Source organism: Actinomyces sp. oral taxon 170 str. F0386, assembly GCF_000195595.1.
Lineage (GTDB): Bacteria > Actinomycetota > Actinomycetes > Actinomycetales > Actinomycetaceae > Actinomyces.
This window is the reverse complement of sequence record NZ_GL882544.1, coordinates 169,274-192,772: the sequence shown is the minus strand read 5'-3', so window position 1 is coordinate 192,772 and position 23,499 is coordinate 169,274. Positions and strand designations below refer to the sequence as shown.

At 66.1% G+C, this 23,499-nt stretch carries 20 protein-coding genes and 1 tRNA gene; 19 read left to right on the top strand and 2 right to left on the bottom strand.

What is annotated here, in order from left to right:
* The first annotated feature begins 47 nt into the window (after window positions 1-47).
* The 13 genes from HMPREF9056_RS08895 to pyk all read left to right on the top strand — a co-directional run bounded on the left by HMPREF9056_RS08895 (window position 48) and on the right by pyk (window position 13,772).
* Complete coding sequence (locus HMPREF9056_RS08895; RefSeq protein WP_009404597.1) at window positions 48-1,145, top strand: tRNA (adenine-N1)-methyltransferase; 1,098 nt, start codon at window positions 48-50, stop codon at window positions 1,143-1,145.
* On the top strand, window positions 1,138-2,853 hold the full coding sequence (arc, locus tag HMPREF9056_RS08890; RefSeq protein WP_034514334.1) for a proteasome ATPase: 1,716 nt from the start codon (window positions 1,138-1,140) through the stop codon (window positions 2,851-2,853). Before HMPREF9056_RS08895 ends, arc begins: the two co-directional genes overlap by 8 nt.
* Window positions 2,850-4,508 (top strand): depupylase/deamidase Dop, encoded by a 1,659-nt coding sequence (dop, locus tag HMPREF9056_RS08885; RefSeq protein ID WP_009404591.1) that lies wholly within the window; start codon window positions 2,850-2,852, stop codon window positions 4,506-4,508. Before arc ends, dop begins: the two co-directional genes overlap by 4 nt.
* Window positions 4,509-4,566: 58 nt before the next feature.
* The gene (locus tag HMPREF9056_RS08880) at window positions 4,567-4,797 is read left to right on the top strand and encodes a ubiquitin-like protein Pup (protein ID WP_009404589.1); all 231 of its coding nucleotides are present in this window, start codon (window positions 4,567-4,569) and stop codon (window positions 4,795-4,797) included.
* Window positions 4,794-6,254 (top strand): Pup--protein ligase, encoded by a 1,461-nt coding sequence (gene pafA / locus HMPREF9056_RS08875; RefSeq protein WP_034514333.1) that lies wholly within the window; start codon window positions 4,794-4,796, stop codon window positions 6,252-6,254. Before HMPREF9056_RS08880 ends, pafA begins: the two co-directional genes overlap by 4 nt.
* Before the next feature lie 47 nt (window positions 6,255-6,301).
* On the top strand, window positions 6,302-7,789 hold the full coding sequence (locus HMPREF9056_RS08870) for a hypothetical protein (protein ID WP_253269994.1): 1,488 nt from the start codon (window positions 6,302-6,304) through the stop codon (window positions 7,787-7,789).
* Window positions 7,786-8,556 (top strand): imidazole glycerol phosphate synthase subunit HisF, encoded by a 771-nt coding sequence (hisF, locus tag HMPREF9056_RS08865; RefSeq protein ID WP_009404583.1) that lies wholly within the window; start codon window positions 7,786-7,788, stop codon window positions 8,554-8,556. The genes HMPREF9056_RS08870 and hisF overlap by 4 nt, the downstream gene beginning before the upstream one ends.
* A 241-nt stretch (window positions 8,557-8,797) precedes the next feature.
* Complete coding sequence (locus tag HMPREF9056_RS08860; protein ID WP_366789009.1) at window positions 8,798-9,409, top strand: DUF4190 domain-containing protein; 612 nt, start codon at window positions 8,798-8,800, stop codon at window positions 9,407-9,409.
* 76 nt (window positions 9,410-9,485) lie between these two features.
* A complete protein-coding gene (locus tag HMPREF9056_RS08855) occupies window positions 9,486-9,938 on the top strand; it encodes a DUF2752 domain-containing protein (RefSeq protein WP_050793031.1) in 453 nt (150 codons plus the stop codon).
* Window positions 9,905-10,267 (top strand): phosphoribosyl-AMP cyclohydrolase, encoded by a 363-nt coding sequence (hisI, locus tag HMPREF9056_RS08850; RefSeq protein WP_172635258.1) that lies wholly within the window; start codon window positions 9,905-9,907, stop codon window positions 10,265-10,267. The genes HMPREF9056_RS08855 and hisI overlap by 34 nt, the downstream gene beginning before the upstream one ends.
* A gap of 115 nt (window positions 10,268-10,382) precedes the next feature.
* The gene (locus tag HMPREF9056_RS08845; RefSeq protein ID WP_009404564.1) at window positions 10,383-11,207 is read left to right on the top strand and encodes an indole-3-glycerol-phosphate synthase; all 825 of its coding nucleotides are present in this window, start codon (window positions 10,383-10,385) and stop codon (window positions 11,205-11,207) included.
* A gap of 24 nt (window positions 11,208-11,231) precedes the next feature.
* Entirely contained in the window at window positions 11,232-12,218 is a 987-nt protein-coding gene (gene lgt / locus HMPREF9056_RS08840; RefSeq protein ID WP_009404563.1) for a prolipoprotein diacylglyceryl transferase, read from the top strand.
* Window positions 12,219-12,341: 123 nt separating this feature from the next.
* On the top strand, window positions 12,342-13,772 hold the full coding sequence (gene pyk / locus HMPREF9056_RS08835) for a pyruvate kinase (protein ID WP_009404561.1): 1,431 nt from the start codon (window positions 12,342-12,344) through the stop codon (window positions 13,770-13,772).
* A gap of 67 nt (window positions 13,773-13,839) precedes the next feature.
* Here pyk and HMPREF9056_RS08830 read toward each other — a convergent pair.
* Window positions 13,840-13,913, bottom strand: a tRNA-Leu gene (locus HMPREF9056_RS08830).
* 56 nt (window positions 13,914-13,969) lie between these two features.
* On the opposite strand from HMPREF9056_RS08830, the gene HMPREF9056_RS08825 reads away from it, so the two are divergent.
* Window positions 13,970-14,578 (top strand): ANTAR domain-containing response regulator, encoded by a 609-nt coding sequence (locus tag HMPREF9056_RS08825; protein WP_009404559.1) that lies wholly within the window; start codon window positions 13,970-13,972, stop codon window positions 14,576-14,578.
* A gap of 19 nt (window positions 14,579-14,597) precedes the next feature.
* On the opposite strand, the gene HMPREF9056_RS08820 is transcribed toward HMPREF9056_RS08825, so the two are convergent.
* Window positions 14,598-15,350 carry a PaaI family thioesterase gene (locus tag HMPREF9056_RS08820; RefSeq protein ID WP_253269993.1) on the bottom strand — a complete coding sequence of 251 codons (753 nt, stop codon included), beginning with the start codon at window positions 15,348-15,350 and terminating at the stop codon, window positions 14,598-14,600.
* Between the two features lie 17 nt (window positions 15,351-15,367).
* On the opposite strand from HMPREF9056_RS08820, the gene polA reads away from it, so the two are divergent.
* From polA to HMPREF9056_RS08795, 5 genes are all read left to right on the top strand, one after another.
* Complete coding sequence (polA, locus tag HMPREF9056_RS08815; protein WP_034514331.1) at window positions 15,368-18,205, top strand: DNA polymerase I; 2,838 nt, start codon at window positions 15,368-15,370, stop codon at window positions 18,203-18,205.
* 310 nt (window positions 18,206-18,515) lie between these two features.
* Complete coding sequence (rpsA, locus tag HMPREF9056_RS08810; protein WP_009404553.1) at window positions 18,516-19,970, top strand: 30S ribosomal protein S1; 1,455 nt, start codon at window positions 18,516-18,518, stop codon at window positions 19,968-19,970.
* A gap of 200 nt (window positions 19,971-20,170) precedes the next feature.
* Window positions 20,171-21,910, top strand: coding sequence for a hypothetical protein (locus HMPREF9056_RS08805; protein WP_034514390.1), 1,740 nt, complete (start codon window positions 20,171-20,173; stop codon window positions 21,908-21,910).
* Between the two features lie 83 nt (window positions 21,911-21,993).
* A complete protein-coding gene (coaE, locus tag HMPREF9056_RS08800; protein WP_172635257.1) occupies window positions 21,994-22,644 on the top strand; it encodes a dephospho-CoA kinase in 651 nt (216 codons plus the stop codon).
* Window positions 22,645-22,762: 118 nt separating this feature from the next.
* Entirely contained in the window at window positions 22,763-23,479 is a 717-nt protein-coding gene (locus HMPREF9056_RS08795) for a hypothetical protein (protein ID WP_034514330.1), read from the top strand.
* Window positions 23,480-23,499 lie beyond the last annotated feature (20 nt).

Sequence of the window (23,499 nt, the reverse complement as noted above, 5' to 3'; positions counted from 1 at the left end):
GATCTACGTAGGTGCCGCGTCATGGGCCCTGACTACACTGCTCGGTGATGAGCCAGTACGAGTCCGCCCCAGAGCATGATGCCCCCACAGAGCAACCGCCCTCCCGGCGCCCGGACCCTCAGGAGGTCCTGGGCCAGGCCGGCCGCCGCGGCCCCTTTCGCTACGGCGAACGCATCCAGGTCACTGATACCAAAGGCCGCAAGAACACCTTCCTGCTCGACCCCCAGGGCTATTTCCAGTCCGTGCGCGGCTCCTTCCACCACCGTGACGTCGTCGGTCTGGACGAGGGCAGCGTCATTGAGACGGACACCGGCCACGAGCTGCTCCTGCTGCGCCCGCTCCTGGCCGACTACGTGCTCTCCATGCCTCGCGGCGCGCAGGTGGTCTACCCCAAGGACTCCGGGCAGATCATCGCCGTGGGTGACATCTTCCCCGGTGCCCGTGTCCTGGAGGCCGGGGTCGGTTCGGGCGCGCTGACCATGAACCTGCTCTCCGCCATCGGCGAGAACGGCCATCTGCTGTCCATCGAGCGCCGTGAGGACTTCGCCCAGATCGCCGCCTCCAACGTGGACGCCTGGTTCGGCCGTCACCATCCGGCCTGGGAGCTGTGTACTGGGAACTTCGCCGACGTCGTCGCCTCTCGGGTGGAACCGGGCAGCATCGACAGGGTGGTGCTGGACATGCTCGCGCCCTGGGAGAACGTCGGGGCCGCGTCCTCGGCCCTGGCCCCAGGCGGGCTCTTCCTGGCCTACGTCGCCACCGTCACCCAGCTCTCGCGTACCGTGGAGGCCCTGCGCCACAGCGGGCTGTTCACCGAGCCCGAGTCCTGGGAGTCCATGGTGCGCACCTGGAACGTCGACGGGCTGGCCGTGCGCCCAGACCACCGCATGGTGGCGCACACCGGGTTCCTCCTGACCGCTCGTCGCCTGGCCGCCGGATCCCGGCCCCTGCCCCGTAGGCGTCCACCCGCCCGCGGCGCCTACGACGAGGGCGGCTACTGGCTGCCCGACGACGTCAAAGAACGCACCAGCACCGACAAGAAGGTCCGTCGCGTCCTGCGCGACTGCCGGACCAAACAGCCCACCGACGCCACGCCGGTCCAGAGCGGGTGTGACGATGAAGCCCAGGACGGCGATGATGTCTGAGGCCCCCGAAGCAGGAGCTGGAATGCCTCAGTCCCTGCGCATGCCGGCCAAGGACTTCACCAGCTACCAGCTGCGCGAGGCCCGCGCCCAGGCCGTGAGCCTGGCCACCAAGAACGAGCGCCTCGTCGCCGCCCTGGGCACCGCCCGCGAGCGCATCACCGAGCTCGGCCAGCAGCTCGACGCCGTCACCCGCCCCCCGGTCACCCTGGGGCTGCTCACCGGACTTCCCGGCACGCAGGGCCTCTCCGACGTCGGCAGCACCGAGCGGGCCGGAGAAGACACGGCCCGGGAGCGTGAGGTTGCCGTGAGCCTGTCGGGCCGCCAGATGCTCCTACACGTTCACCCGGGCGTGGACGACGCCGACCTGAGGGTCGGGCGGCTCGTGGCCGTCAACGACCAGATGCTCGTCGTCGCCATCCTGCCCGAGCCCCGCACCGGCGAGGCCGTCACCCTCGAGGAGAGTCTCGACGACGCCCGCGTCCTGGTGACCACCGGTGGAGGGGGTACAAGGATCCTCACCCTGTCCTCCTCACTGCGCCACGTAGCCGGGACCGGAGAGGGGCTCAAGCCCGGGGACACCCTGGCCGCCGACCTGCGCGCCGACATCGCCACGGCTCTCGTCGAACGCACCAGCGTCGAGCAGCTCGTCGTCGCAGAGACCCCTGACGTCTCCTGGGCCGACATCGGGGGACTGGGGCCGCAGATCGAGCAGATCCGCGACGCCCTCGAGCTGCCTTTCACTCACCCGCGGCTCTTCCAGGCCTACGGGTTGCGCGCGCCCAAGGGGCTGCTGCTCTACGGTCCACCGGGTTGCGGCAAGACCCTCATTGCCAAGGCCGTGGCCACCTCGCTGGCCGGTTCCGGAGGCACCTCCGGCGTGAACGGACGCGCGGCGGCGTTCCTCAACATCAAGGGCCCCGAACTGCTGAGCAAGTTCGTCGGCGAGACCGAGCGTCAGATCCGCGCCATCTTCGACCAGGCCCGCAAGGCCGCCGCCGAGGACCGGCCGGTGGTCATCTTCTTCGATGAGATGGAGGCGCTCTTCCGCACCCGCGGCACCGGTGTGTCCTCCGATGTCGAGACCATGATCGTGCCGCAGGTCCTCGCGGAGATCGACGGCGTGGAGTCCCTGCGCAATGTCGTGATCATCGGTGCCTCCAACCGGGAGGACATGATCGATCCCGCGATCCTGCGCCCCGGGCGCCTGGACGTGAAAGTTCGCATCAACCGGCCTGATGAGACCGGCGCCGAGGAGATCCTCGCTCGACACCTCACCGCCGACCTGCCTCTGGCTCCCGCTGAGCTCGCGGCTCACGGAGGAGACCGTGAGGCTGCTGCGGCCTCGCTGCGTCGCGTCGTGGTTGAGACGCTCTACGCGCGAAACGAGACCACCGCTGTCCTGGAGATCACCGAGGCGCACGCGGCTTCTGATAGCGCCACCACTCGCACTGTCCATCTCGCCGACCTGGCCAGTGGCGCTTTGCTGGCCGCTATCGTCTCGCGGGCCAAGATGGCCTCCGTCAAGGACGAGCTCGCCGGGGGAGAGGGGGGACTGAGCACGAACAGGCTCCGCTCGGCCGTTGAGGTCGAGGCCCGGCAGAACGAGGAGATCACCGGCGCCACCACCCCCGAGGGGTGGGCCCGACTCATCGGCGCCACTGCCTTGCAGATCCGCAGCGTGCGCAGGCTCGGAAGGGAGAGCACATGAGCGACGGCGGCTTTCAGCCGGGGCCGGTGAGGCGCCCCATCGGCCTGGAGACTGAGTTCGGAGTCCTGCGCCCGGACGACCCTTACGCCAACCCCGTGGTCCTCTCCAGCCAGATGGTGGAGGCCTACTGCACCGCTGCCGACGTGCCCGCGGTGCGATGGGACTACGAGGGGGAGGATCCTCTGGCCGACCTGCGTGGTGGGAGGATTCAGCGGTCGGCAGCCCATCCCAGCCAGCTCACCGACGACCCTACGTGTCCGGCGCCGTCAGGTGACGCTCCGCCGCCGGCTCCTTGGGGCTCACGTGCCCGGCCCGGCGCCGCCGAGGCGGCGCTTCCCCGTGCCACGACGGCAGTCCTTGTCAACGGGGCTCGCCTGTACGTGGACCATGCCCACCCCGAGTACTCCTCACCGGAGGTCCTCACTCCCCACGACGCCGTCATCTGGGACCGGGCCGGAGAGGTGGTGGCCAGGCGCGCTATGACGGCTCTGAGCGACGGTGGTAGCGGCGCCGGCGCAGCCGGTGCACCAGTGGAGGTCGTCCTGTACAAGAACAATGTCGATGGCAAGGGCGCCGCCTACGGTTCCCATGAGAACTACCTCGTGAGACGCGAGCTGCCCTTCGAGGAGCTGGCGGCGGTCCTCACCCCCTTCCTCATCACCCGGCCCGTGCTGGTGGGCGCCGGGCGGGTCGGTATCGGCCAGCGCAGTGAGCGGCCCGGTTTCCAGATCAGCCAGCGTGCCGACTATGTCGAGTCCGAGATCGGCCTGCAGACCACTTTCAACCGCCCCATCATCAACACCCGGGACGAGCCGCACGCCGACGACGCGCGCTGGCGCCGGCTGCACGTCATCAACGGCGACGCCAACCGCTTCGACGTCCCCATCTACCTCAAGGTCGCCACAACCGACCTGCTCGTGTGGCTCCTGGAGCAGGCACACGCGGAGGGCTCCGGCGTGCTCAAGGACACCATGAGTGACCTGGGGCGCCTGGCGATCATCGGTGACCCCGTTGAGGAGCACTGGGCCGTGTCCCACGACCCCACTCTCTCCTACGAGCTGACCACACAGGGTGGAGCCATGAGCGCCCTGGCGATCCAGCGCGCCTATCTGGAGATCATTACTCCAGTCGTGAAGCGCACCGGCGAGCGAGAGGCACAGCGCGCCCTGCTCCTGTGGGGACAGATCCTCGACGCCCTGGAGCAGTGGCGCAGCGATGGATCGGGCCCGGCCGCCCAGCTCGTGGAGTGGGTCGCCAAGTACGAGCTCTGCGAGGGAATGCGCCGCCGGTCGGGAACCGGATGGGACGATCCCCGCCTGGCTGCGCTTGATATCCAGTGGGCTGATCTGCGCCCGGGACGCTCCGTCGTCGACAAGCTCGATGCTGCTGGCCGGATCCATCGTCTGGTCACTGAGGCCGAGGTCCAGCGCGCCGCCGACGTGGCTCCTGAGGGCACGCGCGCTACCATCCGCGGAACCGCCATCAACCGTTACCCGCAGATCGTGAGCGCCTCCTGGACCTGCCTCGTTCTCGACGTCCCTGGTGCCCCTGACCTGCTGCGTCTGCGCCTGCCCGACGACGTCGCCGTCGGAGCGGGTGAGACGGCAACCATCCTGGAGGAAATTGGTCGTCGGGCAGCACCTGCGAGAGACTGAGCCTGACAGCGCTCGTCACCGACGCGCTGTCCCAGAGGACGAGTGAAGGAGAGCCCTGATGACGCCGCAGCATGCCGATCAGTCTCACGGACAGGTTCGTCGCGCCGGCGTCGAGTCCACCGCCGAGGACACCGAGGAGGAGGTCGGTGCCGGGACATCGACGTCGGCGCAGGCAGCAGTGGCCGGCCCGTTCAGTGACGTCGACAGCATCCTCGATGAGATCGACTCGGTCATCGAGTCCAATGCGGCGGCCTTCGTCCAGGGGTTCATCCAGAAGGGCGGCCAGTGAGCATGAGCGGCTCGCGGCCCCCGGCACGTCGCATCATCGGGGTGGAGACCGAGTACGGCATCACCTGCGCCCCCACGGGGGACGGCCTGCCGCCCCTGGACGCCGACCACGCCGCTCGCGAACTCTTTGAACCGGTGGTTCAGCGATCGCGCTCCTCGAACGTCTTCACCCGCGGTGGCGCCCGACTCTACCTGGACGTGGGCTCACACCCGGAGTTCGCCACCGCCGAGTGCGATCGCCTTGAGGATCTGCTCGCTCAGGACCGCGCCGGCGAGCTGGTCATGGCTGATCTTGCCCAGCAGGCCAACGCCCGGCTGTCCGCTGCAGGCGTCCCCGGGCGGATCCACCTGCTGAAGAACAACCTCGACGCCGAGGGCAACGGCTTCGGCTGTCATGAGAACTACCTCGTGCGCCGCCGAGGCGACTTCTGGAACGATGCGCGCACCCTCGTCCCACACCTGGTGACCCGGCAGATCCTCGTTGGTGCCGGCCACATCACAGGAGATGCCGAGAGGCGCCCCGTGGCTCACCTCGCCGGTCCCGGACACTCGGGGTACGTCTTCTCCCAGCGGGCCGACCAGATGTGGGACGCCGTCTCCTCGGCCACGACCCGCGCCAGACCGCTGATCAACACTCGTGACGAGCCACATGCTGACGCCGAGCGCTACCGCCGCATGCACGTCATCGTCGGGGACTCCAACATCGCCCAGGGATCCACCCTGCTCAAGGTGGCGGCCATGGACCTGCTTCTGGACTATCTGGAGGCCGGGGGAGACCTGAGGGACCTGGCCCTGGCCGATCCCATGCGGGCCATTCGCGAAACCTGTCGCGATCTGAGTGGGGGTGCGCTTCTGGAGCGCTCCGACGGTCGCACCCTGACGGCGCTGGAGATGCAGGCCGAGCACCTCGAGCGGCTGCGTGACCACGCCCTCAGAGGAGACATCGAGGTGACGGGCCTGCACGCCGCCGCACTGGACCTGTGGGAGCGAGGCCTTGAGGCCGTCCGCCTTCAGCAGCCCGAACGCGTGGCCACGGAACTGGACTGGGCGGCCAAGCACCAGCTGGTGACCCGCTACTGTCAGCGGCACGGTACTGACCTCACTGATCCGCGGGTGACCCGGCTGATCCTGGCCTATCACGACGTCTCACCCGGGCAGGGTCTGCGCCAACGTCTGGAGAGCGCAGGCATGCTGCGCCGCTTCATCGACGATGAGGCGTGCCGACGTGCGATGAGTACCCCGCCTGCCACAACGCGCGCGCACCTGCGCGGTGCGGTCGTGGCCAGAGCCGAGGACCTGCGCCGTGACCTGACGGTCGACTGGGTGGGCGTTCGACTCGACGACGGCGCCTCCCCGACTGTTACCCTGAGTGATCCTTTCCGCGCCGCGGATGAGCGCATCGACGCACTCCTGGAGAGCATGGAACACTCGGTAACCGACCTCCCCACCGGGGTGTGAATGGCAACGTTGACAGCACTGGTGAGTTGACCGACGGAAGACACAGCATGAGCACTACCTCCAGCCCGGACTCCGGAGCAGGCGTTCCCCTGACCCGGCGTCAGCGCCGTGCGCTCGAACGAGCTCAGGAGATGGCTCAGCAGAATCAGCAGGACGCGCACACCGAGAACCTGCCGGCGATCTCCCAACCTGCAGAGGAGGCACGATTCACCGGCTCACGTCTCACTGGCGCAACGGCGTCGTCCGCCGTCGAGCCGCAGGCTCACTGGCAGATCAACGTCCCCTCGCCTCAAGGACTTCCTCCTCAGCGGACGGTGGATAACGGTCCGCCACCCATGAGACCGAGGACCGGTGGTGACCAGAGCCGCTATCACCGTGTCGCCTACCCGAACGACCCGCAAGGCGATTACGACGAGCCTGAGCATCAAGGTGGCGGTGTTGATGAGTCAGATGAGTCACAGGCGAGGCCGCGGCGCGCCCTGGGAGGCCCTCTGGGCCGTATGCCCAGGGGGCCCTTGGCCGTCGCCCTTGTCGGTGTCGTCATCCTCGCGATGATCCTGGTGCCCCTGGCCGTCAACAAGCTCATCTCGGGCAGGAACGGCTCGGGGGACAGCACTGTGGCCCAGTCAACCGTGCTGGATGGCAGTGCCCCCTTGAACCAGCTGCTGACGATCAGCGGTCGAATCGGCTCGGGCTCGGCCCCCTCCATCGCCCTGAACAATGAGGCCTCCCTGTCAGCCCCCAGTGACGTGCTGACAGACGTCGTCGAGACAGGCCAGGGTCGCGCGGTCTCAGAGGGCTCGCCGGTGATCCTTCAGGTATCCCAGTTCTCCGGCCTTGATGGGCGCAACACGACCGGCAGCGCCGACGGCTACAAGCTCTGGCAGGGGATGCTGGGTCCCGCGGTGGGCGACTACATCAACGCGGCGGTCTCAGGCCAGCGTGAAGGGACACGGATCGTTCTTCGTGAACCCGCCGATGAGCAGGACGGTTCCAGGACAACGAAGATCACCATCGTCGACCTCCTCCCCACCACGGCGACCGGGGAGGCCAAGGAGCCTGCCCCCGGCGCCCCTACCGTCAGTGAAGGAACGGACGGGTCCATCACGGTCAGCAGTGCTGGCCTCCCGGCTCCTACTCGCGCTTCCACGTCAGTTCTCATCAAGGGCACCGGTCCTCAGATCGGCCCGCAGAACAAGCTCATCGCTCGCACCACGATGGTCAGCTGGGCGACAGGCCAGCCTCTTGAGGAATCGACCTTCGGCTATCAGACCCCGCCCAAGCAGCTCGACATGAGTAATGCGCTGGTGGGCGTCTCCCAGAACCTGGTCGATATCACGGTCGGTTCGCGAGTGGTCCTCTCCCTGCCGGCGGAGCAGGCACAGGGAAACGAGCCCGTTGTCGTGGTCATTGACGTCCTCGCCATTGACTCAGCCAAGTCCTCCGGATCCTCCGAAGGAAAGACGGGCGGAACACCGGCCGCTACACCCCAGGCCTCCGCATCTCCTCGCCCCACAACCCAGGATCAGTCATGAGCGTGGCCATCCGCGTTATCCCCTGCCTTGACGTCCACGACGGCCGTGTCGTCAAAGGTGTCAACTTCCAGGGCCTCAAGGATGCCGGAGACCCGGTGGAGCTGGCTGCTCGCTATGACGCTCAGGGGGCCGACGAGATCACCTTCCTGGACGTGTCGGCCTCGCATGAAGGACGCGCCACCATGCTGGACGTGGTGTCCCGTACCGCCGAGCAGGTGTTCGTCCCCCTGACTGTTGGTGGGGGAGTGCGCTCGGTCAACGATGTGGACCAGCTTCTACGGGCGGGCGCGGACAAAGTCGGCATCAACACCGCTGCCATCACTCGTCCCGAGCTGCTGGCGGAGGTGGCGCAGCGCTTCGGAAACCAAGTGGTCGTTCTGTCGGTCGACGCACGCCGGTGCCCGCTCGGAGTCTCCACACCCTCCGGCTACGAGGTGACCATCCACGGCGGACGCACCTCCACCGGGATCGACGCCGTCACCTGGGCGGTTCGAGGCGCGCAGCTCGGCGCCGGGGAGATTCTCCTGAACTCCATGGACGCCGACGGCGTCACCGAGGGGTTCGACACCGAGATGCTCGACGCCGTCCGCGAGCAGGTTCGAGTTCCTCTCATCGCCTCAGGCGGCGCCGGAGCCCCTGAGGACTTCGCCATCGCAGCAGACCATGGTGCCGACGCCGTCCTGGCGGCCTCAGTCTTCCACTACGGAACGATGACCATTGCCGAGGCCAAGGAGTCCCTACGAGATGCCGGCCACCCCGTGCGTTAAGCTCATGGAGAGCGAAAAAATCCATCATCACGCGGTCGCATATTGCGGTCGCCCTCGAGATGGTGATGTATTGAGGTCATCACATGTTCCGCTGTTTCAGTCTTGAGCTGATTCCTTGAGGTGGGATATTTCTCAGGCGACGCTGGTGGGGTGTAGTCCCCATAGGACAGAGTGCGGTCACGGTGATGTGATGCCCCTGGTCATGTAGTCTGCACAGTGTACTTCGTCCTCTGGGGGAACAATGAGTGACTTGAATCCTTATCAGGCGGGTCCTTACTCGCAGGGAAATGCTGGCGATCATGCTGATCTGTCTGCGCAAGAGTATCCGTTCTCGGGTGGGACAAGCTCACTCGCCGGTGGAGCCGGATACTACAGTGCCGGCTATGCTTCGAGCAGTCAGCCCGACCCGTACCTGTCTCCTGCTGGAAGTCATATGACTCCGTACTCGGGGCCACCTCAGCAATCCTATGGCCAACAGTATCATCAGCCCTATGGCCAGCCGTATAGTCAGCAGTACCCATATCCGCCCACTCCTTATGGCCCCTACATGCCGTACGGTCCTAGCGCGTACTGGGGCGGGGTCTATGATCCGCGGCGTTACGAGGACAATGCCCTGGGAGGCTGGGCGCTCGGACTCGGTATCGCGAGCGTGTTCTTCAACTGCTACCTCGGGGCATTGTGCGGGATTCCTGCAATCGTTGTCGGCGTGAAGGGGATGCGTGCCGCGGATGAAGGGCGTGCCACGAATAAAGGAATGTCGATCGCCGGAGTGGCTATGGGGAGCATCTTCACTGCGTTCAACGTCATTTATGTGTCTTTCCTCATCATATACTTTAGCATGTTGGGGATCTGAGGGATTCATGGTTAGAAGTCTTGATAGGTGTCGTGGTCGCCTCCCTCTTCGCAGCCGAATAGGCCTGGGGCTTCTGATGGCACTCGCGGCTGCGCCGGGCGGCTTCATCGTCCTACGGACACTAACGCTGCCTCGAGACTCTCCGGGACTTCCGGACCTTTGTCCGCTTCATCGGATCACGGGGTTGTGGTGCCCTCTGTGCGGTGGCACCCGGGCGACTCGGGAGCTCATTCACGGCGACGTGTGGACGGCTCTGGGCTACAACCCTTTCGCACTCGTGGTGGAGGTGCTCGCCGTCGCCCTGGTTGTGCGCTGGCTGCTCGCATTCGCCAGAGGCCGGCGCCGGCAGCTCGTCACGGGGAGAGAGGCCATCCTTCTTGGTGCGATGTGCGCTGCTTTTGCCGTGGTGCGAAACCTTCCAGGAATGTGGGTCTACCTCGGGCCCCTGCTCGGCCCCCCCCGGGGTGACGGGGGATCAGTGTGCATAATGCAGCTGTGGCTCTCGATTCTCAAATCTCTACACGTCTGAAGCGCAACGCAGATGGTCTGGTCTGCGCCGTCGTGCAGCAGCACGACTCACGTGATGTGCTCATGGTGGGCTGGATGGACGACGAGGCGCTCCGGCGCACCCTGACCGAGGGGCGGGTGACCTTCTGGTCGCGGTCTCGGCGTGAGTACTGGCGCAAGGGGGACACCTCCGGGCATGCTCAGTACGTCAAGGCTGTTCACCTGGACTGCGATGGGGACGCAGTTCTGGTTGAGGTCGACCAGGTCGGAGCGGCCTGCCACACCGGCGAGCACACCTGCTTCCTGGCCGGCGGTGATCTGGGTGCGCGAGTGGGAGAGCGTCCTGATTGAGCGCTCCTCAGGCGACGCGGTTCAGCGATTTGCAACAGACGGCCTCAGGCCGTCACGATGGATACGGACGGGCGCCCTCCTGGAGCGCCGGTAGCTGAGGTCGAGGAGGTGCGTGATGACCTCGTTCGAGGCGATGGTGGCCGAGGCCAGAGCGGCAGTCGACCGCCGGGCTTCGTGCGTCCCGTTGACTCGTCTGCGAGAGTCCTCACGCCTGGCCCCCGGCGCCATCAGCGCCCTGTCCAGACTTCGCACCGACGACCGCGCGGTCACGGTCATCGCGGAGGTCAAGCGTTCGACGGCGACTTTTGCAGACCTCAGTGGAGTCGGCGATCCCGGGATGCTGGCCTGCTTCTATGCCGCCGGTGGTGCCGCCTGCGTCTCCGTGGTCACCGGGCCCAGCGCGACGCGAGGATCGCTCAAGGACCTGGATGCCGTCAGGGCGGCAGTGGACCTTCCCGTCCTTGCCAACGACCTTGTGGTCACCCCGTACCAGGTGCATGAGGCTCGGGCTCACGGCGCCGACCTGCTCATGCTCGATGCCCGTCTCGAGACCCTGGTGCTCGAAGGGCTCATTGAGAGAGTCCACTCCCTGGGCATGAGTGCCGTTGTCGAGGCCAGAACCCGCCGAGAGGCACTGGCAGCGGTCGATGCGGGTGCCCGTATCGTCGCTATCGATACCCGGGATCCTGACACGCTCGCCGTCGACTGCAGCCTGTTCGATCAGGTCACGGATGTTCTGCCCACGCAGGTTGTACGCATCGCGGCCGGGGGAGTCCGGGGACCTCACGACGTCATGAGTTTCGCCCGCTGCGGCGCCGACGTCGTCCTCGTCGGTGAGGCGATCATCCGCTCCACCGATCCCCAGCAGTTCGTCGCTGAGCTGGTCGCCGCCGGTGCCCACCCAGCACTGATCCCCTCCGCCCATCGAGAGGTCCTCTGAGTGCCTGTCACCACGCTTTCCACCATGATGTCAGCGATGTCGGTCACGGCAACGATACCCGCCGGTATACCGAGCCCCTCCTCGGGTGTCTGGCATATCGGTCCCATCCCGATCAGGGCGTACGCCCTGTGCATCCTCACCGGGGTCTTCGTGGCCGTGTGGTGGTCTGATCGACGCTACCGGGCGCGAGGAGGAGAACCGGAGGTCGTTCTCGACGTCGCCATTGTGGCCGTCCCGGCTGGAATCATCGGGGCCCGGATCTATCACGTCCTGTCCTCGCCCGAGGCCTACTTCGGTCCGAACGGTGACCTGGCACTGATTCCGCAGGTGTGGTTGGGGGGCCTGGGCATCTGGGGCGGCATCGCAGGTGGTGTCCTGGCCGGAGTGCTTCTCCTGCGCCACCGCGGCCTACGTGTGGCCCCTCTGGCCGACGCCGTAGCCCCGGCGCTGCTGGTCGCGCAGGCGATCGGCCGCTTGGGAAACTGGTTCAACCAGGAGCTCTACGGTGCGCCGACGACGCTGCCCTGGGGACTCCAGATCGATGACGCCCATCTGCCTGCCGGCTCCACCTACCCGCCCGGTACCCTGTTTCACCCGACCTTCCTCTACGAGGCCCTGTGGAACCTCGCCGGGGCCGCCCTGCTGGTGTGGATCGGACGAAGGATGCTGGCCCGCCGCGGGCTCACCGGAGGCAGGCTGCTGTGGGTCTACCTCATGGTCTATACCGCTGGCCGGGTGTGGATCGAGATGTTGCGCATTGACGAGGCCGAGACGATTCTCGGCCTGCGCCTGAACGTGTGGACGTCCATCGTCATCTTCCTCGTCGGCGCCATTGGTCTGGCAATCTCGTCCCGACGGCCCCTCAGTGGCGCCATCGAGCGATCCGGGCTGGAGACGCAGAAGGGTGATGCGGAAGAAGACGACGCCTCTGAGGAGGACTCACCCGAGGGCACCTCGCCGGTGGAATCCGGCGCTGCGGCGTCAGCCGTTCACGATGAGGTAGAGGCGTAGAGACCCACTCGGGCAGCCGGCCTGCCTCTCGGGTGGAAGGAATCCGGGTGAGGATGGTCGCAACCTGACGAGTGCCGGGATTCGTCCTCGTGCACAGGGCCCGGCGTCCCGTATCCTGAGCCCATGCGTAGAGCCAAGATCGTATGTACCCTCGGACCCGCCACTGATTCTCCCGAGCAGGTGCAAGCGCTCGTGGACGCTGGCATGAACGTCGCGCGCATCAACCGCTCCCACGGCCGTGCCGAGGACCAGGAGGAGGTCATCGCCCGTATCCGCGAGGCCGCAGCCGCCTCCGGTCGCGCCGTCGCCGTCCTGGTGGACCTCCAGGGTCCCAAGATCCGTCTGGGCCGATTCGTCGATGATCAGAAGGTCATGCTCAACAAGGGTGACGAGTTCACGATCACCATCGATGACGTCCTCGGCACCGTCAAGCGCGCCTCCACCACCTTCAAGGGACTTCCCGGAGACTGCCGCCCCGGCGACCGGCTCCTCATCGACGACGGCAACGTCGCGGTACGTGTCGTCGCCGTCACGGACACCGACGTCGTCACCAAGGTTGAGGTGCCCGGCTACGTCTCCAACAACAAGGGCATCAACCTGCCCGGTGTCGCCGTCTCGGTTCCTGCCCTCAGCGAGAAGGACCGCGAGGACCTGCGCTGGGCGCTCAAGATCGGCGCCGATCTCATTGCGCTGTCCTTCGTGCGCGATGCCGACGACATCAAGGACGTCCACGAGATCATGGACGAGGTCGGCGTTCGCATCCCAGTCATCGCCAAGATCGAGAAGCCTCAGGCGGTGGAAAACCTCTTCGACATCGTCTCCACTTTCGACGGCATCATGGTGGCCCGTGGCGACCTTGGTGTGGAGATGCCCCTCGAAGCTGTCCCGCTGGTACAGAAGCGCGCCATCGAGCTGGCGCGCCGTCAGGCCAAGCCAGTCATCGTGGCCACCCAGGTGCTGGAGTCCATGATCCAGAATCCGCGCCCCACCCGCGCCGAGGCCTCCGACTGCGCCAACGCGATCCTCGACGGCGCCGACGCGGTCATGCTCTCCGGAGAGACCTCCGTGGGCGCCTACCCGATCGAGGCTGTTCGTACCATGGCCAGCATTATCGAGAACGTCGAGGAGCACGGTGGGGAGCGCATTCCCGGCCTGGGCTCCTACCCGCAGACGCGCGGCGGGGCCCTGACCCGCGCCGCCGCCGAGATGGGTGAGCACCTCGACGTCACCTACCTGGTGACCTTCACCCAGTCCGGTGATACCGCCAGGCGCCTTTCGCGTCTGCGCTCGCCTTTGCCGCTGCTGGCCTTCACACCTCTGCATGAGACGCGCAACCAGCTCGCTGTCTCCTGGGGCGTGCAGTGCTACGAGGTTCCCGAGGTTGAGCACACCGATGACATGGTGGCTCAGGTCGACGAGATCCTCCAGGACAAGCACCTGGCGCAGCCAGGCGACACCGTCGTCATCGTGGCCGGTATGCCCCCGGGCACGCCTGGCTCCACCAACTCGATCCGTGTTCACACCGTGGGTGAGACGGTCGACTACAAGGTCTGAGCGTCGCCGCTGAACAACTGAGAGGGGCCTCCCACCTTCATGGTGGGAGGCCCCTCTTGATGATGAGTACCTCCGGTGGGATTCGAACCCACAACACTCCGATTTTGAGTCGGATGCCTCTGCCAATTGGGCTACGGAGGCGTGTGGTTCCCGCTCTGCGGGGGCGCCAACAGCGAGATCATACTAGGATCGCAGCCGTGAGCAATGAGTCCAGCACCACCAGATCCCGTCGGGTACTCGTCGCTGAGGACGAGACCCTCATCCGCCTCGACATCGTCGAGACCCTCACCGACGCCGGGTACGAGGTCGTCGCTGAGGCCTCAGATGGGGAGGAGGCCGTCCATCTGGCCGACGAACACACGCCTGACCTGTGCGTTCTTGATGTCAAGATGCCGGTGACGGACGGCATCACGGCGGCCGAGAGGATTCTTGAGAAGCACAACTGCGCCGTCGTCATGCTGACTGCCTTTTCCCAGACCGAACTGGTGGAGCGAGCCAGCGCCGCCGGTGCCATGGCCTACGTCGTCAAGCCCTTCACCCCGGCGGACCTCATTCCGGCGCTTGAGATCGCTATGTCCCGCCACGAGGAGATCATCTCTCTGGAAAGTGAGATTTCTGACCTCACTGAGCGTTTTGAGACCCGTAAGCGCGTTGATCGGGCCAAGGGCCTGCTCATGGAGCGCATGGGACTGAGCGAGCCGGAGGCATTCCGGTGGCTGCAGAAGACCTCCATGAACCGACGTCTGACCATGCGCGAGGTGGCCGACGCCGTCATCGAGCAGGTGGGGGCTGGCAAGAAGGACTGAACGCGTCCTTCCCGCTGTGTCAGGTGAACAGGCTGCGGAGCGTCCCGACGGCGATTGTCCGCTCGTCCTCGTCAGTCACTGCCACCTGGTAAACCACCGTACGACGACCGCGATGCAGGGGGGATGCAGTGGCCGTCACCCAGCCCCGGGACACGGAACGCAGGTGACTGACCGTCAGCTCCGCCCCGACCGGGATGACGCCTTCGGGCGCCGCCGCACGTGCTGCTACAGAGGCGGCTGTCTCAATGAGCGCGGCCGTGGCGCCGCCGTGAAGGATCCCCACGACTTGTCGGGCTCTCTCAACCGGCATCCGGACCTCAGTGCGGTCCGGATCGCGGGTCACCACCTCCATCCCGAGCGTGTCCATCAGCGTTCCCTCCTCACTGTCCTCCAGCACCGCGTGCAGCGCGGAGGAGGCGGAGACGGCGGAACCGGCGGGACGAGGATCGGGGTACGGGCGCCGGGCTGGGTCCGGGAAGGCCACGGCCGCGGTGCTCGCACCGGAGTAGGAGGCCGCAGTGACGCGGCCCACGGGACCCAGCGGCCCCACGATCGCAGGTGAGCTGGAGGAGTCTGCGGACTCGACCGTCTCCGACTTCACGGGAGACTCGGCGGAGACGGGCTCACCGGACCTACCGCACTGTGCGGAACCGGTGGGATCAAGAGGCGTAGAGGATACGGGAGAGGGTGGGGAGACGGGAGAAGCCTGAGAGTCGAAGGGCTCTCCTCCGCTGACGGGGGAGAGGGGCGAGTCGGACTGTGGATGGCTCATGGGCCTAGGCTGGCACGGTGAGCACCACCGCGACCAGCCCTGCGACGAGCCCAACACCTCAGAGCCCCTCAGACTCGGTTCCCGAGCGGCTTCTTCTCATCGATGGCCACTCCATGGCCTTCCGCGCCTTCTACGCGCTGCCGGTCGACAACTTCACGACATCGACCGGCCAGTCCACCAACGCGGTCCACGGCTTCGTCTCCATGTTCCTCTCGCTCCTGGAGAACGAGCGACCCACGCATGTGGCGGTTGCCTTCGACCTGCCGGGAGGCACTTTTCGCACCGAGGAGTACGCCGAGTACAAGGGAACCCGCGATGAGACGCCACAGCCCTTCCTCGGGCAGGTCGAGCTCATCGAGGAGGTCCTGGAAGCCATGGGCGTCAAGGCTCTTACCGCCCCGGGCTACGAGGCGGACGACATCCTGGCCACCCTGGCGGCCTCTGCCCAGACGGAGGGGATGGAGGTGCTTCTCTGTTCCGGAGACCGGGACTCCTTCCAGACCGTCACCGAGCGGTGCACCGTGCTCTACCCGGTCAAGGGTGTCTCCACGCTGCGCCGTATGACGCCGGCGGAGGTTGAGGGTCGCTACGGGGTGACGCCCGAGCGCTACCCGCACCTCGCCGCCCTCGTGGGGGAGACCAGCGATAACCTACCGGGGGTTCCGGGCGTGGGCCCCAAGACCGCCGCCAAGTGGATCAACCTCTACGACGGACTCGACGGCGTCATTGCTCACGCCGACCAGATCAAGGGCAAGGCCGGGCAGTCACTGCGAGACCACCTCGACGACGTCATGCGCAACCGCCGTCTCAACCACCTGCTCACCGACCTGGACCTGGGAGTCGCCCCCCGAAAAGACCTGCGCGTCTCGGGCGCCGACCGCGCCGACCTGGCACGCGTCTTCGAGGCGCTGGAGTTCCGCACCCTGCACCAGCGGGCGCTGCGTACCCTGACCTTCACCGACACCTCCAACCACGCCGAGCCCGTCGAAGGCGAGGCATCCGGACCTCTAGGAGCACTGGAGAGCCTGGAGCTCGCCTCACTTGGCCATGATCTCGCGGCGCGAGGTCTGTCTCAGTGGCTGGAGACCAACCTGTCGGCGGACGACGGCAATGGCTCCCGTCTCCTGGGAGTCGACGTCGTCGGGGTCCTCAAGCCTGTGGAGGGTGATGCTGCACTCGTCTCGCTCTCCGACGGCGTCCGCGCGGTGGCCATCGACCTCACCAAGATCCTGCCCGAGGACGAGGCTGCTCTGGCCGAGCTCCTGGCCGACGTCGAGCGCCCCAAGCTGGTCGCAGACGCCAAGGGAAGCTGGCACGCTCTGAGAGCCCGGGGACTCACCATGGACGGCGTCGTCGCGGACCCCTCACTGGCCGGATACCTGTGCCGCCCCGAGCAGCGCAGCTATGACGTCGATACCCTCACCCAGCGCTGGCTCGGCATCGACCTGGCAGTCGTCGGTGAGGGGCAGAATCAGGCGGATGCAGGTTCCAGCCAGTCCCAGAGCGCCTTCGACCTCGATGCTCTCGCCTCCGACGCCGTCCCCGCGGCCCACCTGGCCAGCGCGCGTCGGGCCGCCGTCCTGCTCCCGCTCCAGGTCGTGCTCGATGAGCAGATGGCGGATCGTGATGCCTTGGGGCTCTTCGCCGACCTGGAGATGCCTGTGGCCGCGACTCTGACCGTCATGGAGGACGTCGGTATCGCCGTCGACGACGCCGTGCTCGCAGTCCGCGAGACTGAGCTCGACGCCCGCGTGACGCACGCAGCCGAGGGTGCCTACGCCGCAGCCGGGCGCGAGCTCAACCTCTCCAGCCCCAAGCAGCTCCAGGCCGTCCTGTTCGACGAGCTGAAGATGCCCAAGACCCGCAAGACCAAGACCGGCTACACCACCGACGCCGAGGCTCTGGCCGGGTTGTACGCCAAGACCTCGCACCCCTTCCTGGAGAACCTTCTGGAGCACCGCGACGCCATCAAGCTGAGGCAGACGGTTGAAGGGCTGCGCAAGGCCATCCAGAGCGACGGGCGCATCCACACCACCTTCCAGCAGACCATCGCCGCCACAGGGCGGCTGTCGTCGACCGACCCCAATCTGCAGAACATCCCAGCCCGCAACGAGGAGGGGATGCGTATCCGCCAGGCCTTCACCGTCGGCGAGGGCTACGAGTGCCTCATGACCGCCGACTACTCCCAGATCGAGATGCGCATCATGGCGCACCTGTCCGGCGACCAGGCGCTGATCGAGGCCTTCCGCAGCGGGGAGGATCTACACCGCTACGTCGCCGCCCTGGTCCATGGCATCGATGTCGACGACGTCACCGCCCAGCAGCGAAGCCATGTCAAAGCCATGAGCTACGGCCTGGCCTACGGTCTGTCCACCTTCGGACTGGCCCGTCAGCTCGGTATCGGTAACGCTGAGGCCGCAGACCTGAGGAACGCCTACTTCGCCAGGTTCGGACGAGTTCATGACTACCTGGAGTCCGTGGTGGAGCAGGCACGTCGCGATGGCTACACCCAGACGATGTTCGGTCGCCGTCGCTACCTGCCCGACCTGACCAGCGACAACCGGCAACGCCGAGAGATGGCTGAGCGGGCCGCTCTCAACGCCCCCATCCAGGGCAGTGCTGCCGACATCGTCAAGAAGGCCATGATCGATGTTGACCGCGCGCTGAGCGAGCAGGGACTGAGCAGTCGTGTTCTACTGCAGATCCATGATGAGCTCTTGGTCGAGGTCGCCTCCGCAGAGGTCGAGGCGGTTGAGACGCTCCTCAAGGAGCAGATGGGCGGGGCTGCCGAGCTCTCGGTCCCTCTGGATGTCGCTGTCGGACGGGGACGCACCTGGCGTGAGGCAGCCCACTAGATCTGCTCCAGAAGCCGTCGATCAGTGCCTGAGAAAGCCGTTGATATGTGAATGAGATCGCTGCGTCATCCTTTTGACACCTAGTTGTCAGATGACGTGAGCGATTGCACGCGTGTACGGGAGAATGCTTGAGGATCCTCTAGTTACGGATTCGTCACGTGCTGCTAAGGTTCACTCGTGCGCTCCTGGGCGTCTCCTATGAGAGTAATCCAACCAGGGTGATGAATTGGTCCGGGCCGGTTTGCATCGCTGGGGAGCACGCAGTCTCTATCAACCCGATCCAACTATCCGCATTCGGAGCATCCACTCAATGACAACCACTACGCCCAGCCCCGCCCCGGTCGCCGTCAACGACATCGGCTCGACCGAGGAGATCCTCGCCGCCGTTGACGAGACCATCAAGTACTTCGATGACGGCGACATCGTCGAGGGCACTGTTGTCAAGGTCGACCGCGATGAGGTCCTCCTCGACATCGGCTACAAGACCGAAGGCGTCATCCTCGCTCGCGAGCTGTCCATCAAGCACGACGTCGACCCTGACGAGATCGTCTCCGTCGGCGATGAGATCGAGGCCCTTGTCCTGCAGAAGGAGGACAAGGAGGGCCGTCTGCTCCTGAGCAAGAAGCGTGCGCAGTACGAGCGTGCCTGGGGCACGATCGAGCGCATCAAGGAGGAGGACGGCGTCGTCACGGGGTCCGTCATCGAGGTTGTCAAGGGTGGCCTCATTCTGGACATCGGTCTGCGCGGCTTCCTCCCCGCCTCCCTGGTGGAGATGCGCCGTGTGCGTGACCTCCAGCCCTACGTGGGCCGCGAGCTCGAGGCGAAGATCATCGAGCTGGACAAGAACCGCAACAACGTGGTCCTCTCCCGCCGCGCCTGGCTCGAGCAGACCCAGTCCGAGGTTCGCACCAACTTCCTCCAGACCCTCCAGAAGGGACAGGTCCGCTCCGGCGTCGTGTCATCGATCGTCAACTTCGGTGCCTTCGTGGACCTGGGCGGCGTCGATGGTCTGGTCCACGTCTCCGAGCTGTCCTGGAAGCACATCGACCACCCCTCCGAGGTCGTCGAGGTCGGCAACGAGGTCACGGTCGAGGTCCTGGACGTCGACTTCGACCGCGAGCGCGTGTCCCTGTCGCTCAAGGCGACCCAGGAGGACCCGTGGCAGGCCTTCGCCCGTACTCACGCCATCGGCCAGGTCGTTCCCGGCAAGGTCACCAAGCTGGTTCCCTTCGGTGCCTTCGTCCGCGTCGAGGACGGTATCGAGGGCCTGGTCCACATCTCCGAGCTGGCTCAGCGCCACGTCGAGGTGCCTGAGCAGGTGGCCAAGGTCGGTGACGAGGTCTTCGTCAAGGTCATCGATATCGACCTGGAGCGTCGTCGCATCTCTCTGTCGCTGAAGCAGGCCAACGAGGGCGTCGACCCCGCCTCCGAGGACTTCGACCCCAGCCTTTACGGCATGGCGGCCGAGTACGACGAGCAGGGCAACTACAAGTACCCCGAGGGCTTCGACCCGGAGACCAACGAGTGGCTCGAGGGATACGACGCCCAGCGCGAGGCGTGGGAGGCCGAGTACGCGGCGGCTCACGCCCGTTGGGAGGCCCACAAGGCTCAGGTCGCTAAGGCCATGGAGGAGGAGCAGGAGTCTGGCGCGCCGGCTGCCCCCGCGGGTAACACCTCCTACTCCTCGGCTGCCTCCGAGGCCTCCGGCACACTGGCCTCCGACGAGGCGCTGGCCGCCCTGCGCGAGAAGCTCACCGGCAACTGAGCAGGCAACTGCATCTCGTCACTGATCAGGACTGATCGCTGACATCCTCTGAGGGTCTCTGCCTGAACCGTAGGCAGAGACCCTCAGGTGCTGGTGCCTTCTCCCCATCGCCCGGATGGTGCCGGCGTGCGAGGCTGTAGCCGAAGCAGGTGCTCCCTGCCCAGCAGGACGATTCGTACGCGACGACCGATGGAGACTTGATGCGCTATTGGGACGACATAGCCCGTGCTCTGGAGGATGTCGACCCCGTCTGCCCCAGTCGTGCCAGTGCGGCGGCCCTATGGAAGACGATCACGGCTGACGGTTCTGAGAAGCCGGATCCGCAGGAGTCGCCCGAGCGTATGGCGCAGGTGCTGTCCACCGTCGACCGGGCGTGGCTGGTACAGCTCGGCCAGGATCCGGACACGAGCAAGGAGAGTCTTGACCAGGCGATCTCCTTCTGTCAGGACATCAGGTCCGCCCACGGGTACTCGACGCTTCCACTGCGCTATGCACGGGTGGAGCTCTCCGCCGTTCTCGGGCTCAGGGATGAGGCTCTCGAACAGCTTCGCGAGGCGAGACTGTTCTCCTTCGGCGAGACGACCGATACTGGTGCGGTACTGGCGACCGCCCGCATGCATGACGACTACTCCGGCGTCATCAGCACGACGACGGCAGCGCCGAACCGTGCCGAGGCCGATCCTGTGGAGACGGCGCAAGGGCTGGGTGCTGTGCTGATTCCCTATCTGGCGCACAAGCGGCTTGTTGAGGCCGAGGACGCCTTCGCGTCCCTCAGCCAGATCCAGCTTCCCGACGTTGTCGCGCTTCAGTCCTTCGGTGACAGGCTTGAGTACCTCGGTCTGTCCTCACAGTGGCAGCGTGCCATCGCGCTGATGCGTCACACCCGTGTGAAGGGCGTGTCCGAGGCCTCGGCCTGGCGGTTGATGAACACGGCCGTCGGGCTGGCGCTCGTCGTGAGGGAGGCGAACAGGTCCGACTACGGCAACCGTGCTCTGGGCGCCTCATTGAGCTGGAAGACTCCATGGGGGAATTTGGAGCTGACTGCCTGGGACACGGTAGCGCACGCCTACGACATGATGACCAGTTTCGCGCGTGGCATCGCTGTTCGCTTCGATGCCCGCAACGGCAACAACGGCGTCTCATACCGGATCGAGATGAGGATGGCGGCGGAGGCCGCTGGGTTGGCCAGTCGCTCTTACGGAACAGTGACAAGCGCAGTGCCGGCGGACCGGTCACGGCTGCGCAACCAAGGGGCTCTGCTCAAAGAGGTGCGTGAGCTGCTCACCCTGTCGCGCGGTTACGGGATGGACTCGGTGCGTCAGCGCGCCATGTCGACGGCGGAGGCCGTGAGTGCCTCGCTGTCCGAGGTCGTCGACGACTCGGCCTTGGAGCTGGTCGTTGACCTTCGTCTGGCCTTCGGGCGGCTGCTGGCCGCACTGGGTGCCAATGAGCGAGCGGAGAAGGAGCACCTCGATACGGCGGAGCTGAGTCTGAGCCAGGGATGGACGGAGACTGCCTGCGCGGCGCTGGCGCTGGCGTCGCACGCCGCCCAGGCGCGTGGTGACAATGCCGCTAGCCGCCAGGCATGGCAGCAGTGCCTGGACGCGATGGCGAGCTGGCCCATGAACCGGCCGGGGGAGCGGTGCGGGATACTTGCCGACGCCGTCGGCGACCCCCTTATCGCGGTTCAGGTGCTTTCCGCTCTGGCAGAGGTGCTCGTGGAGGGCGTGGAGGATGACAGCTCACGAGCACCGATCGTCCGAGAGGTCATCTCGCGAGCGTCGACCCAGGTGTCGCGCTGCGTGCGTCCTCCGCGTCGGGCGGCTGAGGCTCTGGCGCGGGTTGAGGAACGCATCGCCCCCTATGGCCGAGGACGAGGGGGAAGAAGGCGGCCGGGCTCAACCGCAGCGGCGAAGGCCGGTGAGGGGGACGTCCCATAACCCGGCTGAGGGGCCACTTCTGTTGCTGCTCCCCGGGAGGAACGCACTGGCTTCGGTCAGGCAGGGCACGGCATGATGGGGGCATGCGCCACACACCTGCAGCCCGGACCGTTCGCCGTCCCACGGATCGCGCTCTGCGCGTGGGACTCACCGGTGGCATTGGTGCTGGTAAGTCGACCGTCGCCGCGCTGCTGGAGGCTCACGGCGCGGTCGTGACGAGCGCTGACGAAATCTCTCGCGACGTCGTCAGTCCGGGCAGTGACGGTCTCGCTGCTGTGGTGGCGGAGTTCGGGGAGGAGATCCTCGCCTCCGACGGCTCTCTCGACCGCAGCGCCCTCGGGCACATGGTCTTCTCCAACGAGCTGCGTCGTGCGCGCCTGGAGGAGATTCTTCTGCCTCTCATCGCTGCTGAGGCCTGGGCACGGATGGAGACGGTTCCGGCCGGGCAGGTAGCGGTCTACGACGTTCCACTGCTTGCCGAGGGCCAGATGCAAGACCTGTTCGACCTTGTCGTCGTCGTGGAGACCAACCTCGAGCTGCGTCTGGAACGACTCGCCAGGCGAGGTATGAAGCGCGATGAGGCACTGGCCCGTATCTCCTCTCAGGCGACCGATGAGGAGCGCCGAGCCGTCGCCGACATCGTCCTGTCCAATTCAGGATCGATCGATCAGCTGAGTGCTGATGTCGACAGGCTCTGGAGCACCCGGATCAAGGAGTCGGAAACCATCTCCTGACCACGGGGGAGGTGTCCCCATCGGCGACCATCGAGCAGGCTCCTAGAGTGAGACAGGGCGCGGCGGAGCTCCAACCGCCGTCGGGTCAGACGTGTCAGCCCTACGAAGAGGAGTCGTCATGCCGCGACCGCCAATGGCCGTCCCCACTCGTCGGAACCTCGTCATGCTCGGGGGCCTCACGGGACTTGGAGTGCTCACGGGTTGTAGCACTCAGAAGTCGAGCTCGGAACCGAGTGAAGAGCCCAACGAGTCGCTGTCTAAGAAACCAGTTCTGTACCTCTACCCCACGAAGACAACGGAACTCTCGGTGTCCCTGGACTATGACGGGACACTGACCTACACCTATCCGACGCCACAGACGCAAGCGGATGGTGCCGTCACATGGCACATGACGGCATCTCCCGACGGGGATCTCACCGATGTCGCAGGGCGACACTACCCGTCACTGTTCTGGGAGGGGGAGGGGCCCATCGGCGGAACTCAGAACGATGGGTTCGTCGTTGAGGCAGACACAGCCACCGGCTTTCTGGAAGAGAAGCTGTCCATCCTGGGACTGAGTGAGCACGAGACGGCCGAGTTCATCACCTTCTGGGGGCCGCGAATTGCCGAGCGGGGCAGAGCCCTGGTCACCTTCGCCACTGATGAGTACGTTCGCAAAGCCGTCTACCGCTTCACAGACGTCTCCTCCGGCGCTGATGCTATCCCGGACACCTTCATCCGGGTCTACGTCATCATCGGTGACGTGCCTCAGGAGGCGGTCCCGGAACAGAATCTGGTTCCTGCGCCTGCACGGACCGGATTCACCGCCGTGGAGTGGGGCGGAACCGAGAGATAGATAGAACCGGTAGGTGTGGT